Annotated in this window: 13 protein-coding genes; all 13 read left to right on the top strand. The window is 44.7% G+C overall.

All coding sequences use genetic code 11. From position 1 onward, the window contains the following. Positions 1-82: 82 nt before the first annotated feature. On the top strand, positions 83-1,141 hold the full coding sequence (locus AC3WTJ_RS01975) for a zinc-dependent alcohol dehydrogenase (RefSeq protein WP_492520320.1): 1,059 nt from the start codon (positions 83-85) through the stop codon (positions 1,139-1,141). Positions 1,142-1,170: 29 nt separating this feature from the next. Beyond that, positions 1,171-2,616 (top strand): aldehyde dehydrogenase family protein, encoded by a 1,446-nt coding sequence (locus tag AC3WTJ_RS01980; protein WP_492520321.1) that lies wholly within the window; start codon positions 1,171-1,173, stop codon positions 2,614-2,616. 25 nt (positions 2,617-2,641) lie between these two features. Then, complete coding sequence (locus AC3WTJ_RS01985) at positions 2,642-3,802, top strand: iron-containing alcohol dehydrogenase (RefSeq protein WP_492520322.1); 1,161 nt, start codon at positions 2,642-2,644, stop codon at positions 3,800-3,802. 116 nt (positions 3,803-3,918) lie between these two features. Further along, complete coding sequence (locus AC3WTJ_RS01990; protein WP_492520953.1) at positions 3,919-4,776, top strand: transketolase; 858 nt, start codon at positions 3,919-3,921, stop codon at positions 4,774-4,776. Further along, entirely contained in the window at positions 4,773-5,738 is a 966-nt protein-coding gene (locus tag AC3WTJ_RS01995; protein ID WP_492520323.1) for a transketolase family protein, read from the top strand. Before AC3WTJ_RS01990 ends, AC3WTJ_RS01995 begins: the two co-directional genes overlap by 4 nt. 19 nt (positions 5,739-5,757) lie before the next feature. After that, positions 5,758-7,203 (top strand): aldehyde dehydrogenase family protein, encoded by a 1,446-nt coding sequence (locus tag AC3WTJ_RS02000; RefSeq protein ID WP_492520324.1) that lies wholly within the window; start codon positions 5,758-5,760, stop codon positions 7,201-7,203. Between the two features lie 43 nt (positions 7,204-7,246). Further along, on the top strand, positions 7,247-8,650 hold the full coding sequence (locus AC3WTJ_RS02005; RefSeq protein WP_492520325.1) for an NAD-dependent malic enzyme: 1,404 nt from the start codon (positions 7,247-7,249) through the stop codon (positions 8,648-8,650). 244 nt (positions 8,651-8,894) lie between these two features. After that, on the top strand, positions 8,895-9,884 hold the full coding sequence (locus AC3WTJ_RS02010) for a phosphotriesterase family protein (protein ID WP_492520326.1): 990 nt from the start codon (positions 8,895-8,897) through the stop codon (positions 9,882-9,884). Continuing rightward, on the top strand, positions 9,885-10,820 hold the full coding sequence (locus AC3WTJ_RS02015) for a phosphoglycerate dehydrogenase (protein ID WP_492520327.1): 936 nt from the start codon (positions 9,885-9,887) through the stop codon (positions 10,818-10,820). Between the two features lie 14 nt (positions 10,821-10,834). Continuing rightward, the gene (locus tag AC3WTJ_RS02020) at positions 10,835-11,479 is read left to right on the top strand and encodes a bifunctional 2-keto-4-hydroxyglutarate aldolase/2-keto-3-deoxy-6-phosphogluconate aldolase (RefSeq protein ID WP_492520328.1); all 645 of its coding nucleotides are present in this window, start codon (positions 10,835-10,837) and stop codon (positions 11,477-11,479) included. 5 nt (positions 11,480-11,484) lie between these two features. Beyond that, positions 11,485-12,312, top strand: coding sequence for a glucosamine-6-phosphate deaminase (nagB, locus tag AC3WTJ_RS02025; RefSeq protein ID WP_492520329.1), 828 nt, complete (start codon positions 11,485-11,487; stop codon positions 12,310-12,312). A 138-nt stretch (positions 12,313-12,450) separates the two neighbouring features. Continuing rightward, a complete protein-coding gene (locus AC3WTJ_RS02030; protein WP_492520330.1) occupies positions 12,451-13,272 on the top strand; it encodes an SDR family oxidoreductase in 822 nt (273 codons plus the stop codon). A gap of 163 nt (positions 13,273-13,435) precedes the next feature. Continuing rightward, complete coding sequence (gene glpK / locus AC3WTJ_RS02035; protein ID WP_492520331.1) at positions 13,436-14,932, top strand: glycerol kinase GlpK; 1,497 nt, start codon at positions 13,436-13,438, stop codon at positions 14,930-14,932. The last annotated feature ends 34 nt before the right edge of the window (positions 14,933-14,966 follow it).

Genomic DNA, 14,966 nt, shown 5'->3' on the forward strand with positions numbered 1-14,966 from the left:
TCTCAAGATCCATAGTATTTACGCTACTTTAGACGATTATATGTTTGTAATACTTAAATGAAGAGAGGGGCTAATCAACATTATGAAAAGCTTGATTGTTGACAATGAGGGAAAACTTTCAGTCCGTGAAATTGCCAAGCCAGTTTACGGCGAGTATCAAGCACTTGTGAAAATGGTCAGTTGCGGGATTTGCCGTGGAACAGATTCAAAGCTCATTCATCGGGAATTTAAAGGCTTCAATACATACCCAGCAGCACTTGGTCATGAGGGTGTCGGTCGGGTTGTAGAGTTAGGTGCAAAAGCTCGCCATCTAAAAGTAGGGGATCTTGTAATGCTTCCATTCTTGGAAGGAGTAACAGACGGTGTGCATTCCGGTTGGGGGGCATTCTCCGAATATGCTGTTGTAGCAGATAGAGATTCATTGCTTGAGGATGGAAAAGGCCCAGGGGCGCCGGAATTTTCGGAAGCATACTATGCCCAGCAGGTACTTCCGGTAGATTTCGATATTGTGGCAGCGCCAATGTTGGTCACTTTTCGTGAAGTTTTCGGAGCGTGTAAGCGCTTTAATTTTCGACCGAATGCAAGCATTATCGTTTTTGGTGGCGGCCCAGTCGGACTTACGTTCATTACTTTTGCTAAACTTCTCGGGATGGGACCGATTATCGCCTCAGTGACGAGCGATGCAAAGGTAGAAGAGGCAATTGCGGCTGGAGCGGATTACGCCTTCAATAGCAAGCTATGTGACTTGACTGCTGAGGTGCGAAATGTTTGCAAGGATGGCGTAGACTTTACTGTAGATGCAGTCGGCAAGAATGAGATTATCAATCAAAGCATGGAATTGCTCGCACCTTATGGACATATTTGCGTGTATGGCATCTCACCAGAAACGAACATGCAAATCGATTGGAGCAAAGCTCCGTATAATTGGCATTTGGACTTCAATCAATGGCCTTCCAAACTAGATGAGTCAGAGAGTCACCGACAGGTTATGAATTGGATTGAACTAGGAGTTTTGAAGCCGGAGAAGTTCATCTCCAAAGTGTACCCCTTCGAACAGATTCTAGAAGCCTTTGAGATGAGCAGTAAAAGCAGCGGCTTAAAGAAAATAATCATTACTTTTGAAGAATCAATTCTTTATTAAAAAATATTCAATCGGGGAGAGAAGAAACAATGGAAATGTATACAAATGGAAAATGGAGAGCGAGTAGAGATGGCAAAGTAGTTGAGGTATTTAATCCAACCACGAAGCAGATTATCGATACAGTACCTTTCGCAACAAGTGAAGACGTTGAAGACGCTCTTCAGGCTGCGCAGTCGGCTAAAAAAGGATGGGCTCGCACGCCACTCTGGAAACGTGGGGAAGTTATCATCCGTTTCTCAGAGCTTGTCCTTCAGAATAAGGAGCGCTTGGCTTCGTTATTAAGTCAGGAGGTAGGTAAACCTATCGCTCAATCTGATGCCGAAATCGAAACGGTTGCTCGGTTGTTTAATGCTTTTGTAGGCCAGGCAAAAACAGTGTATGGGTTAAACATTCCTCTAGATCAACAAGCCGGCGTCGAAAATGATATCTATTTGACACGCAAAGAACCGCTTGGCGTTGTTGTTGGTGTAGTACCCTTCAACTTCCCAGCAGAATTATTTTCCCAAAAAGTCGCGCCAGCTTTAGTGACGGGGAATGTAGTGATTATTAAGCCTGCGAATGTTGCGCCACTAACTATTTTGGAATTGACTAAACTCCTATACAAAGCAGGTTTACCTGAAAATGCGCTGCAAATTATTACAGGATCCGGGCGGGTTGTAGGTGAGATGTTAACGCAAAGCCCGCTAGTGAATGCGATTAGTTTGACGGGTAGTACGGAAACAGGGATAAGAACCGCTATGAACGCTGCAAAGCACTTGAGTCGTTTGAAGCTTGAGCTTGGCGGTAACGACCCGTTGATTGTTTTTGAAGACGCCGATCTCGAATTAGCTGTCGAGCAGACTGTTTTTGGTAGGACATTAATGAATGGCCAGACTTGCTGTGCAAATAAGCGCATGATCGTTCACCGTTCGAAAGTTAGTGATTTCACGGATCTTTTAACAGCGCGTTTGAAAAAGATTCAATATGGTGATCCATTAAATCGAAGTGTGGGCATTGGGCCATTAATTGATGATGAATCGCTGCAGACGGTTCATAACCAAGTCCAAACAACGATTAACCAGGGCGCTAAAGCTGTTCTGGGTGGAGAGATTGTTGATAATACTTGGTACTTGCCGACGGTGCTGACTAACGTCTTGCCTTCCTTTGAAGTGGCGCGTGATCTGGAAATTTTCGGCCCTGTTTTTCCGATCATATCTTTTAACACCGACGAGGAAGCAGTCGAGATTGCGAACAGTTCTATTTACGGCCTAAATGCTTCCATCTTTACGAATGATATTAATCGTGCGATGAACGTGTCTTATCAAATTGAATCGGGTATTGTTGCTGTCAACAATACCGGCACATATCGACCAGATGTTGCCTTCTTCGGCGGTTATAAGATGAGCGGTCTAGGTAGAGAAGGACTCATCGGTGCGCTGGAAGAAGTGACCCAAACGAAAAGCGTGGCCATTAGAAATTGCCTGAAACTTTATTAATCATATTCGGAAGGGATGAATATCGTTGTTTACTAGTTTCTTTCCAAAAGTGGAGTTTGGTGCAGGTAAAGTGAATCGGATTGCCGAGTATGCCCAGGATTTAGGTAAGAAAGCGGCTATCGCAATTGATCCTTATTTGAATTCAATTGGTCTTGGCGATCGTATTGCAAAGCATTTGAAAAAAGTTTTCATTGACAGCATAATCATATCTGATATTGAACCGAATCCAAGTTGTTTTAAGGTGGATGAAGCGGCTCGGCAGGCCAAGGATGAGCAATGCGATTTTGTAATCGCGATAGGAGGAGGAAGCGCAATCGATTTTGGCAAGGGCTTGGCTGTTATGATTCACGGCCAAGGCTCTTCCTGGGACTATACGGAGCGAAACGATCATGAGGTGCAGCGACCTGGAACCGCAACACTACCGCTTATTGCCATTCCGACAACTTCTGGAACTGGCTCTGAATCAACGCCGTTTGCTGTTCTCAATAATCCCGCGCTAAAAGAGAAAAGCACGATTGTAAGCGAAAGGATTTTTCCGAAAATTGCAATCGTAGACCCAGTTCTAACGATTTCCTTGCCTTCTAAAATTACAGCTTCCACTGGATTTGATGCATTTGCCCATGCGCTGGAATCGTTCATCAGCGTAAAAGCTAATCCGTTCACGACGATGGTAAGTAAGGAGGCGATGGGGATAGTCATTAAGCACCTTCCTGAAGCTGTTGCTAATGGCAGTAATATAAAAGCAAGAGAAAACTTGTCTTGGGCAAGTACTCTGGCAGGGGCTGCTATCGCACATATCGGTGTTACTTTACCTCACTCCTTAGCCCAACCTGTTGGCGGCATGTTCGGAGTACCTCATGGAGACAGTATAGCCGCATGCATGGTCAAAGTATTGGAAGTGAGTTGGCAGGCGGATTTTGGGAAGTTTGCAGCCATCTCATCAATCATTGACCCATCGGTGAATTCCTTACCTCTAAAGATAAGGGCCGAAAAATGCCCAGAATTAGTAAGCAGATTTATGTCGGAGATAGATTTAAACGTCAAGTTCTCTACCTTTGGAATGACGGAGTCTGATATTGACAAAGCCACCAATATTGCATTAACAGGATATTATTTTGATATTGAAAATCATCCTAAAAAAGTGACAAAAGAAGAAATATATCAAATTTATAAAGCTTGTTTGTAGTGGAATGCCAAGAGATAAGAAGCGGGCCTTCAAGGCTAGGCTCGCTTTTTTAAAAAAAATTTGTTTATCATCTAATCGATTAGATATCTGTAAATCCATTCAAGGAGTGAAAAATGATGGGACGTCTGACGAGAGAAATCGAAAAAAAAATGCAAAAAGTTGCTGCGGAAATACGCCAAAACGTAGTTAAAACAGTACATGGTGCGGGGGCGGGACACCTCGGCGGGCCGCTATCTGCAACAGATATTTTGACAGCTTTGTACTTTGACGTGATGAATATTAAGCCGGATTTTCCGGAGTGGCAAGATAGGGACCGCTTTGTATTATCAAAAGGGCATTCAGCCATAGCATTATATTGCACGCTTGCGGAAAGAGGCTATTTTCCGAAAGAAGAGCTTCATACGTTTGACGAAATTGATTCACGTTTGCAAGCGCACCCGGATATGAAATTACTCCCAGGTCTGGACATGTCGACCGGGTCGCTTGGGCAAGGCATCTCGGCGGCCGTAGGCATGGCACTAGGAGCCAAGTTGAAACAGCAGCCATTCCGCACGTATTGCATGGTTGGCGATGGGGAATCGCAAGAAGGCCAAGTGTGGGAGGCTGTTGACACTGCAGTAAAATATAAGCTCGACAATCTAACCGTGATTTTGGATAACAATAATCTGCAGCAATATGGTTGGAAAGGAACGGAAGGAAGAACACGGGAAATTCCAGTCTTTAACCCTGGGTTACGATGGGAAACCTTTGGCTTTCATGTTATCGAGATTGATGGGCATGATTTCGAGCAGATTGTATCTGCACTTCGTGAAGCAGAGACTGTTGTAGATAAACCTACGGTTATTGTGGCTCATACTGTCAAAGGCAAAGGCGTTGATTATATGGAAAATAATTATTTATGGCATTCCAAAATACCGACAGATCAAGAGTTAGCTCAAGCATTAAGTGAACTTCAAGGAGGTATTAGACAATGAAACCAACCACAACTTCCCCAAAGCTTGTTTCAATGCGCGATGTATTTGGCGATAAGCTGCTTGAACTATCTTTCACAGACCAGCGCGTATACGCACTAGATGGAGATTTGGCTAACTCGACTAAACTGGACAAGGTAGCGGAGAATAATGAAGGGAAATTTCTGCAAATGGGTATTGCCGAGCAAAACATGTTAGGCGTTGCCGCCGGTTTGGCTTCGGTCGGGTTGCAGCCGTGGGTATGTTCTTTTGCAGCTTTTATCGTCAAACGTGCTTTTGACCAAATCGTCGTAACGATTGCACAGCCGAGTATGGATGTCAAGATGATTGGTGCCTATAGTGGCCTTTTGAACGGCTGTACGGGTAAGACACACCAGTCGCTGGAAGATTTGGCTATGATGCGAACCTTGCCGGGAATGGTTGTATTGGCACCGGCTGATTCTGTTGAACTGCTGCAAATGATGGAGTTTGCCAACGAGTATAACGGTCCAGTCTATATTCGCGTTGCCCGGGATTCATATCCAGTCCTGTTCGAAGAGCAAAACTACCGATTCCAATTGGGAAAAGGCGTTACACTCGCTTCAGGCACGGACGTTACTATTGTATCAACCGGTACGCAAACGAGCCGTTGCCTGGAGGCTGTAGAGCTGCTCAAAAAGGAAGGCATCTCGGCTGAGCTACTTCACTTGCCATCCGTTAAGCCGATAGATGCTGATCTTATCGCCTTATCTGCTCGCAAAACGGGAGCTGTAGTGACAGCTGAAGAGCACAGCATCTTTGGTGGATTAGGTGGCGCAGTAGCCGAAGTGCTGGCAGAAATTTTCCCGGTTCCAATGGAGCGAATCGGCATACAAGATAAGAATTCAGAATCAGGCTCCAATGATGCCTTATTAAATAAATTTGGGTTAACTTCTGGTCATGTGGCAGAGAAAGCACGTAAAGTTATTGCAAGGAAGAAACATTAAAGAGAATGGAGAGAAAATCATGGAAAGTAATGTAAAGCATGTCGGTTCAATCATTGACGGGAAGGAGCTTAAAGGCGGAGATCGTGTGACGCAAGAAGTCCGAAATCCCTATAACGGCGAAGTCGTTGGCTTAGTCGAGTACGTGGCTGAAGGCGAACTCGAATGCGCAATCGCAACAGCAGAACGCGTATTCCTAGATACCATGCGTAATATGCCAGCATATCAGCGTGAACAGATTCTACGGAGAGCAGCTGATTTGTTGGAAGCACGAAAAGAGGAATTTGCCAGAACATTGGTGCTTGAAGCGGGTAAACCGATCCGTGATGCAAGGGTAGAGGTTAGCCGTGCCGTACAGGTCATTCGATTTGCATCAGATGAAGCCAAAATGTTGGGTGGCGAGCTCGTTCCTATGGATGCTGCAGTAGGAGGCGAGAATCGAATTGGGATGGTGCGTCGATATCCAGTTGGTGTCGTAGCTGCGATTACCCCATTCAACTTTCCTCTGAATCTGGTACTCCATAAGCTTGCACCGGCTTTTGCTGCAGGCAATACCGTCGTACTCAAGCCTGCTGATAAGACACCATTGTCATCAATCGCACTGGCTCACTTGTTTGAAGAGGCTGGTCTTCCACAAGGGGCACTAAACGTTGTGCTCGGCAGGGGATCGAAAATCGGTGAACCACTGGTTTCAGATCCTCGTGTTGCAAAAGTGTCGTTTACAGGAAGCGTTCCTATTGGTCTTCAGATTCAAAAATGGGCTGGTCTTAAAAAGTTAACGCTTGAGCTCGGGTCCAATTCCCCTAACATTATTTTTGAAGATGCCGAGTTGGGAACGGCAATTGATAGTCTCGTTCGGGGGGCATTTGCTTTTTCAGGACAAGCGTGCATATCGGTACAGAGGGTGTACGTGCAATCATCCATTTATAGCAATTTTCTTCACAAATTTGTGGAAAAAGTGAATAAGCTTCAAATCGGTAACCCGGCACTGGAGACGACGGATATCGGCCCGATGATCAGTGAGGACGAAGCGAGGCGCGCCGAAGAATGGGTAAATGAAGCCACACGCGAAGGGGCTGAAATTTTAGCGGGCGGTAAACGAATCGGTACGATGATGGAGCCTACGGTGCTAGCGAATGTCAATCCGAAAATGAAAGTCGTGTGTCAGGAAGTGTTTGCACCGATCGTGTCCATCATTCCGTTTGAAACGGAGGAAGAAGCGGTCCAAATGGCCAACGATTCCGTTTTCGGACTGCAGGCCGGTGTTTTTACAAACAATATTAATCGAGCCTTACGCTTGGCGGAGCAGCTGGAAACCGGTGGCGTTTGGGTCAACGAAATATCCACATATCGGCAGGACAATCACCCATACGGTGGCGTTAAACTAAGCGGTATCGGCAAAGAAGGTGTAAAATACGCAATACAAGATATGATGGAAAGCAAATTTATAGGCATTAAATTACTCTAAAACATACGAGGACAAGTGTTGAATGGAAGGGGGAGAAGTCTAAGTGGCGTACAACAGCATCATCATTCGTTTAGAGCTGATTCATGCTCTGAATCATTTCGGCGAGGTCGCAACCGCAATCAGTCATGCAGGAGGCGATATCACATCCATTGATGTTATTAGCAGTGGAAAGGAAAGCACCATTCGAGACATTACAGTACAAGTTTCGAATCAAGAGGAATTTAAGGTTTCCGAGTGCCTAAATAAACTGCAAGGCGTCAAGATTATAAATGTTTCTGACCGCACTTTTCTGGCACATATAGGAGGGAAAATTTCTATCCATCCGAATATGCCGATTAAAAATAGAGACGATTTATCCCAAGTGTACACGCCTGGGGTGGCCAAAGTATGCAACGCAATTCATGAGGATCCCCGCAAAGCGTACTCGCTTACCATTAAACGGAATACGGTAGCGGTTATTACGGACGGAACTGCCGTTTTAGGATTAGGCGATATCGGGCCACAAGCTGCTGCGCCAGTCATGGAAGGCAAGGCAATGCTATTTAAGCAGTTGGCAGACGTTGATGCTTTTCCGTTATGCTTGGATACGAAGGATACGGAAGAAATTATCAAAACAATTGTGAATATCAGTCCGATCTTTGGTGGAATTAATCTGGAGGATATCAGCTCCCCGCGCTGCTTTGAAATTGAATCTCGCTTATCCGAGCAATTGGATATTCCTGTTTTTCATGACGATCAACACGGCACAGCCATAGTCGTCTTAGCTGGATTACTTAACGCGTTAAAGCTTGTTGGGAAGCGGATCAATCAGGTACGGGTTGTAGTCAATGGGATTGGAGCTGCTGGTGTATCCATTTGCAAAATGCTTCTATCAGCAGGGGTTATGGATTTAATTCCGATTGACCGAGAGGGAGCGGTTGTTCGTGGTGAAAAGTATGAACAGCCAATGTGGCAATGGCTCGCAGATCAGCCGCAAATTGGAAACCAGTCGGTTAATTTGAAAGAAGCGATTCGAGGTGCTGATGTGTTCATTGGTGTGTCCAAAGGCGATCTTCTTCGTGCCGAGGATATACAGCAAATGACGGCTGATAGCATCGTATTTGCTATGGCGAATCCTGTGCCCGAGATCGATCCGGAAGAAGCTGCACCCTACGTTCGTGTGCTTGCAACGGGCCGTAGCGATTACCCGAATCAAATCAACAATGTGCTTGTGTTTCCAGGTATATTTCGAGGGGCTTTAGACTGCAGAGCACGTCAAATCAATGAACCAATGAAAATTGCGGCAGCTCGCGCGATTGCTTCGGTCGTAGGCGACAAGGAATTAAATGAGCTTTATATTATACCGAGTATATTTAATGAGCAGGTTGTAACTAAAGTCAGACATGCGGTCATTGAGGCTGCAATTTTAACAGGAATGGCCAGGCGCATACCACCTGATTTTCATTAAATTTAGATATTTCCTAGTGAAGTGGAAATTATTCGTGTACGGATGTTTAACATATGACCACAAAATACTCGGGGACATATCCTGGGTATATTTTGTGGTCATACCTGCAAGTAGGGAGGAATAATTTCATGAAATATAATATAAAATAAAATTTTATTTTATATTGACCACAAAAGAATATGATTCTATAATGTAAATGTGATCATGCTTATCTACAAAATTAGACAATAAACTTTGCTGGGAGGTGGTCGCTACGGGCACTATTCGTACTGTTTTAGGTGACGTTGCAAATGAACAACTGGGATTTTGTCATAGCCATGAACATTTGTTTATCGCGGATGGAAAACCTGCGCAATTAAATCCTGTCTTGCGGATTGACGATTTTGAGAAAACGAAGAAAGAATTGTTGTTTTATCAGCGTTTAGGCGGCAAATCCATCGTGGATGCCCAACCGATCGGTTGCGGACGGATGGCGGACCTACTGTCGGAAGTTTCCAGACAAACAAATATCCACATTATTGCATCTACGGGGTTTCATAAAGCAAGCTTCTACGATGACAATCATTGGCTGTTTCGATGGGATGAAGACCGTCTGTCACGTCTTTTTATCAGCGAAATAGAAAACGGTATGTATGTTGGTGCAGATCAGAATGATCCGGAGAAATGGATTCCTGCCAAGGCAGGTTTAATCAAAACTGCGATAGACGAGGAACAACCAAGTGTGATGGCGCAGAAATTATTGAATGCAGCAGCGGGTGCTTCATTGGCGACAGGAATCCCGATCATGTGTCATACCGAAACGCACCGTCAAGGTATTGTTGTCGCTGAGCATTTTATGAAACAAGGTGTATCTGCTGACAATTTAATCATTTGTCATTTGGACAGAATGTTGAATGATTTTGGCGTTCATCGGCAGTTAGCCGAATACGGCGTTTTTTTGGAGTACGATACGATTGGCCGGTTTAAATACCATAGCGATGAGGAAGAAGCCGAATTGATCGTTCAAATGTTAGAGTGGGGATTTGGGAAATCACTTCTTTTAGGCTTAGATACGACTAGGGCGAGGTTGACAAGTTATGGAGGAGAAATTGGCCTAGAGCATATGAAAGTCAATTTTCTACCGATTCTACGTCATCGCGGCGTACCGCTCTCTGCTATCACGGATATGATGATTAATAATCCTGCTCATGCATTTACACGTAAACTTAAAGCAGCCAAAGAAGAGGTGGAATAAATGGTATATAAAGTATTAGTGACTCCCCGCTCATTTGGAAAGGGTAGTTCGGAGCCGATTGACATGCTTAAAGAGCGGGGCTGTGAGCTCGTTCTTAATCCGTACGGACGTATCATGAGCAAGCAGGAAATGGTGGAATTGATTAAGGATGTGGATGCTGTCATTGTCGGCGTTGATCCCATAGATCAAGAGATTATTGAGAGTGCATCAAATCTGAGAGTTATATCCAAATATGGTGTTGGTACCGACAATATTGATATGAGTTATGCGCAGGAAAAGGGCATTCCCGTTACAGTAACAACAGGTGCTAACAAGGATGCGGTAGCAGATTATGCAGTAGCGCTCATGCTCGCGGCCGCAAGAAGAATGATTCCGATTGATAGGGCGTGTAGAGAATTAAATTGGAGTAAAATAACATCGGTCGATGTATGGGGCAAAACGCTCGGTCTCATCGGTCTCGGGGCTATTGGTAAAGGCGTTGCAGCTAGAGCGAAAGGGTTCAATATGAACATTCTTGCTTATGATTTGTTTCAAGATGAAGCATATGCTGCGGAGAATCAGATTCAGTATGTAAGTTTGGACGAAGTACTCCAAAGCTCCGATTTCATCAGCTTACACCTGCCATTAACGGAACAAACGCATCACTTGATAGGTAGAGAACAATTTGAAGTTATGAAAGAAACCGCTGTCATTGTTAACACTGCTAGAGGTGGGCTTATAAATGAACAAGCTCTGCTTGAAGCTCTTCGTGCTGAGAAAATTTGGGGAGCAGGGATGGATGTTTTCGAGCAGGAGCCTCCACAAGATAAAGGATTTCTGCAATTGGACAATCTTGTCATCGGATCACATTGCGCCGCTTCGACGTATCAAGCGATCGAAAACATGGGAACAATGGCCGCGGCCAATGTCCTGAAGCATTTAATTATCAACAAGTAGAAAGGAATATGTTCATGAATAAGATTCAAGTCGTAAACAGATTATGTGAGGAAGGCATTGTGGCAGTCATTCGTGCGGATGATAGTGAACAAGCAGTTAAAATCGCTGAGGCATGTCTCCAAGGGGGGATTTCTAGCCTGGAAATTACGTTCACTGTTCCTTATGCACATCAAGTGATTGAGAAACTTTCGAAGCACTTCGCTCCAGGGGAAGTTTTAATTGGCGCGGGAACTGTATTGGATACGGAAACGGCTCGTATCTCGATTCTCTCGGGTGCGCAATTTGTTGTCAGTCCCTTTGTAAATACGGAGGTTATTCGACTATGCAATCGTTACGGGATTCCGTGTATGCCAGGGGCTATGACGGTTAAAGAGGCGATTGAAGGTATGGAAGCAGGAGCAGATATTATTAAGCTGTTTCCAGGGGAAACGTATGGCCCTTCTATGATACGTTCACTGAAAGGTCCGTTGCCTCAGGTGAATGTGATGCCTACCGGAGGTGTTAATCAGGACACGATTACGGACTGGCTCGAAGCTGGAGCCGTAGCGGTTGGTGTTGGGGGTTCCTTGATCAGTTCAGCCAAGGATGGCGATTACGGTTCTATTACTAAAAAAAGCCGTTTACTCGTGGATAAAGTGAAAGCATTCCGTGGGGTGTAACGGCTATGAGAATTGCTGTTTTTAGCGACCCCCAGCAAGCTGACCGCATAGGCGCGGAAATTATTGAAATGGTTGTCCGAGCAAAAGCCAATCCGAAATTAGGTTTAGCAACAGGTTCGTCACCTGTTGGAATTTACAAGGAACTAGTTAAAAAGTTCAAACAGAATCCGTTCAGCTTTAAACACGCTTCCGCCTATAATCTAGACGAGTATATCGGTCTGCCAGCTGATCATCCTCATAGCTACGCGTCTTACATGTATGAACATCTGTTCCAGCATATTGATATGCTGCCGAGCCGTATTCATATTCCTAATGGAACAGCCGAATCTTCTGTTGCAGAAACGATCAGATATGAAATGCTGCTGCGGGAAGCGGGGAAACTCGATATTCAGCTGCTTGGTATTGGGCATAACGGGCACATCGGTTTCAACGAACCGGGTCCGCAGCTTTCTAGCGAAACGCACATTGTGACATTAACGGAAGAAACACGCAACGCTAATGCCATGTGGTTTTCTAACGCCAACCAAATTCCTAGGCATGCGATTACTATGGGAATAGGGCCAATTATGATGGCGAAAAAAGTGCTGTTTATTGCACATGGCGAAACGAAAAGCACGGTTGTTAAGCAGGCATTTACTGGACCAGTGACAACAAGCTGCCCTGCCTCTTTGCTGCAATTGCATCCTGAAGTCACTGTTTTACTAGACGAAGAAGCGGCAGCTTCCTTGCTAAGTGGCGGTAGATCGTCGTTTCAGATCTATGGTAATAAGAGATTGGACTTTCTGTATGATCCTCAAATACAGGATATTTTCGGGTCTAGTATAGGGAGGTAATTTTTCCAAATAAAGAATCGAATAAAATTCTTTTTTATTATTGACAGTAACGAATAATATTCTATAATAGAACTGTAAGCACTTATTCAATACAAACTTATGTCGAACAGAATTCGAAATCAGAAAGGAAGTAACAATATGTATCCTCAAGGTATTCAATTACAAGGCAAAGTTGCAATCGTCACAGGAGCTGCATCCGGTATCGGAGAAGCTGTTGCAAAAATTTTCGCTGCTAATGCTAGTAAAGTTTTACTGGTAGACATTGATGTGGAAAGATTGAAAAACGTAGCGGCAGAGATTGAGGCTAGCAACGGAATTTGTGATTGGGTTGTAGCCGATGTGACAGAAGAAGATCAAGTTGCTAACTTCTTCAAGCAAGCGAATGACAAATGGGGCAAGATTGATCTGCTTGTGAATAGCGCTGGACGTGATTCCTTGTCTCCGCCAATCAGCCAAACGACGCTAGAAGAGTGGAACAAAACGCTTGGGCCGAACTTGACTGCCGTATTCTTATGCTGCCGAGAAGCGTTCCGATATATGGAAAAACAAACAAGCGGCGGAAGAATCATCAATATGGGATCTTCCTCAGCTAAGGTTGCATCTTGTCCAGGTCATAGCCCTTACCGCGCATCCAAACATGGCATGATGGGATTAAGCAAAAATATTTTACTCGAAGGCAAGGATAAGAATATCGGGGTAACGGTTATTAATCCTTCTCACGTTAAAACGCCGATGACTCAAGTTATCGATACAGGCATTTACGATGGTGAACTGCCTGTTTACACCGATGGCTGGTTGGATGAAAAAGAGCTGAAAGAGGGAATCTATAATAGCTGTATCGATGTAGAGAACGTAGCGGAAGCTGCGCTTTTCGTAGCAACAAGAACACCTGATGTGACTATTCCATCGTTCTCCTTCTATCCGACTCATAAAGTACATCGGTACGGAATGGAAGTATAAGAAGTTTTTAGCAAACAAAACAACACGATTGGCTCGATAGTCCTGCATATCATAAGTAGGATGCAGAGGTTTATCGAGCTAATCGCAATATTTCTAATGATATGTAAGCGTTTAATGTAGTGCGTACCCTAAGTAATTATGCACAGGAAAGTGGGAGGTTGGAGTGGCAGGGAAATATGTGATGTCATTTGATTGTGGGACAACGAGCACAAGGACAATTTTGTTCGATCACAGCGGGAATATCGTTTCGGTCGCTTATCAAGATTTTGAACAAATCTATCCGAAGCCGGGTTGGGTAGAGCATAATCCGATGGATATTTGGAAAGCGCAATTAAAAACAGCAAAAGAGGCACTAAAACAAGTAAATGCAAGTGCTCAGGACATTGTCGGAATCGGAATAACCAATCAGAGAGAGACCACCATCCTATGGGATAAAGGTACTGGAAAGCCCGTCATGAACGCAATTGTGTGGCAGGACCGCCGAACGGCCGACGTATGCCAATCTCTTAAAGAACAAGGTTTGAGCGAGTACGTGAAGGAAAATACCGGACTGCTGATTGATTCCTATTTCTCCGGAACGAAAATCAAATGGATCCTTGAACACATTGAAGGAACAAGAGAGAGAGCTGAAAGAGGTGAACTTCTCTTTGGTACGGTGGATACTTGGTTGATCTGGAATTTAACTGGCGGCAAAGTTCATGTAACTGACTATTCCAATGCATCTCGAACCATGCTGTTTAATATCAATGACATCGATTGGGACGATAAATTATTACGAGAGCTAGATGTACCGCGGGCAATATTGCCTGAACTTAGACCATCCAGTGAAGTTTACGGTCTGACAGACGAATCTCTGTTTGGCGTATGCATTCCGGTTGCAGCTGCTGTCGGGGATCAACAGGCAGCACTCTTTGGACAAGCGTGTTTTCATGAGGGGATGGCGAAAGCTACTTATGGAACAGGCGGCTCGCTGCTCATGCATACGGGTGCAAAACCGATCCGCTCAGAGTCGGGCCTCCTAACCACTGTGGCATGGGGCTTGAATAACAAGGTGGAATATGCGCTTGAAGGTCTGTTGTATGTCGTTGGTGCATCCGTACAGTGGCTGCGGGATGAACTTAAACTGATATCCAGCTCCGCAGAAACAGAACAACTCGCGCAGGAAGTTTCGGATACGAATGGTGTGTATGTCGTTCCGGCCTTTGTTGGGCTATCCGCTCCTTATTGGGATCAGTATGCGCGCGGCGCAATTTTGGGTTTAACGCGCGGAGCGAACCGCAATCACATCGTTAGGGCTACGCTTGAATCGATCGCGTACCAGATTCGAGATGTTATTACTTGCATGGAGCTAGATTCTGGTATCTCAAATCGGGAGCTAAAGGTTGATGGCGGAGTATGCAACAACAACTTCGTTATGCAGTTTCAATCCGATATGCTTGGGGTCCCGGTTATTCGCCCGAAAGTTGTGGAGTCAACAGCCCGAGGCGCAGCTTTTTTGGCGGGTTTGGCAACCGGATTCTGGGAAAGCCAAAACCAATTGTTAGATACGTTTGAACTAGATCGCAGATTCGATTCAACATTCGATGATTGTAAGCGTAATCAATTATATACCGGTTGGAAAAAAGCTGTCGAAAGATCGAAGGATTGGGAAGAACGTTAAAAGTTTGAAAAAATCAAAGGGGGTTTATTTTCAA

The sequence above is a fragment of the Paenibacillus sp. FW101-FHT12H11 genome (assembly GCF_058790355.1).

Excerpts from the sequence above, each read along its gene's own strand:
- AC3WTJ_RS01975 (WP_492520320.1), top strand. The coding sequence starts at position 83 with ATGAAAAGCTTGATTGTTGACAATGAGGGAAAACTTTCAGTCCGTGAA.
- AC3WTJ_RS01980 (WP_492520321.1), top strand. The coding sequence starts at position 1,171 with ATGGAAATGTATACAAATGGAAAATGGAGAGCGAGTAGAGATGGCAAA.
- AC3WTJ_RS01990 (WP_492520953.1), top strand. The coding sequence starts at position 3,919 with ATGGGACGTCTGACGAGAGAAATCGAAAAAAAAATGCAAAAAGTTGCT.
- AC3WTJ_RS01995 (WP_492520323.1), top strand. The coding sequence starts at position 4,773 with ATGAAACCAACCACAACTTCCCCAAAGCTTGTTTCAATGCGCGATGTA.
- AC3WTJ_RS02000 (WP_492520324.1), top strand. The coding sequence starts at position 5,758 with ATGGAAAGTAATGTAAAGCATGTCGGTTCAATCATTGACGGGAAGGAG.
- AC3WTJ_RS02015 (WP_492520327.1), top strand. The coding sequence starts at position 9,885 with ATGGTATATAAAGTATTAGTGACTCCCCGCTCATTTGGAAAGGGTAGT.
- AC3WTJ_RS02020 (WP_492520328.1), top strand. The coding sequence starts at position 10,835 with ATGAATAAGATTCAAGTCGTAAACAGATTATGTGAGGAAGGCATTGTG.
- nagB (WP_492520329.1), top strand. The coding sequence starts at position 11,485 with ATGAGAATTGCTGTTTTTAGCGACCCCCAGCAAGCTGACCGCATAGGC.
- AC3WTJ_RS02030 (WP_492520330.1), top strand. The coding sequence starts at position 12,451 with ATGTATCCTCAAGGTATTCAATTACAAGGCAAAGTTGCAATCGTCACA.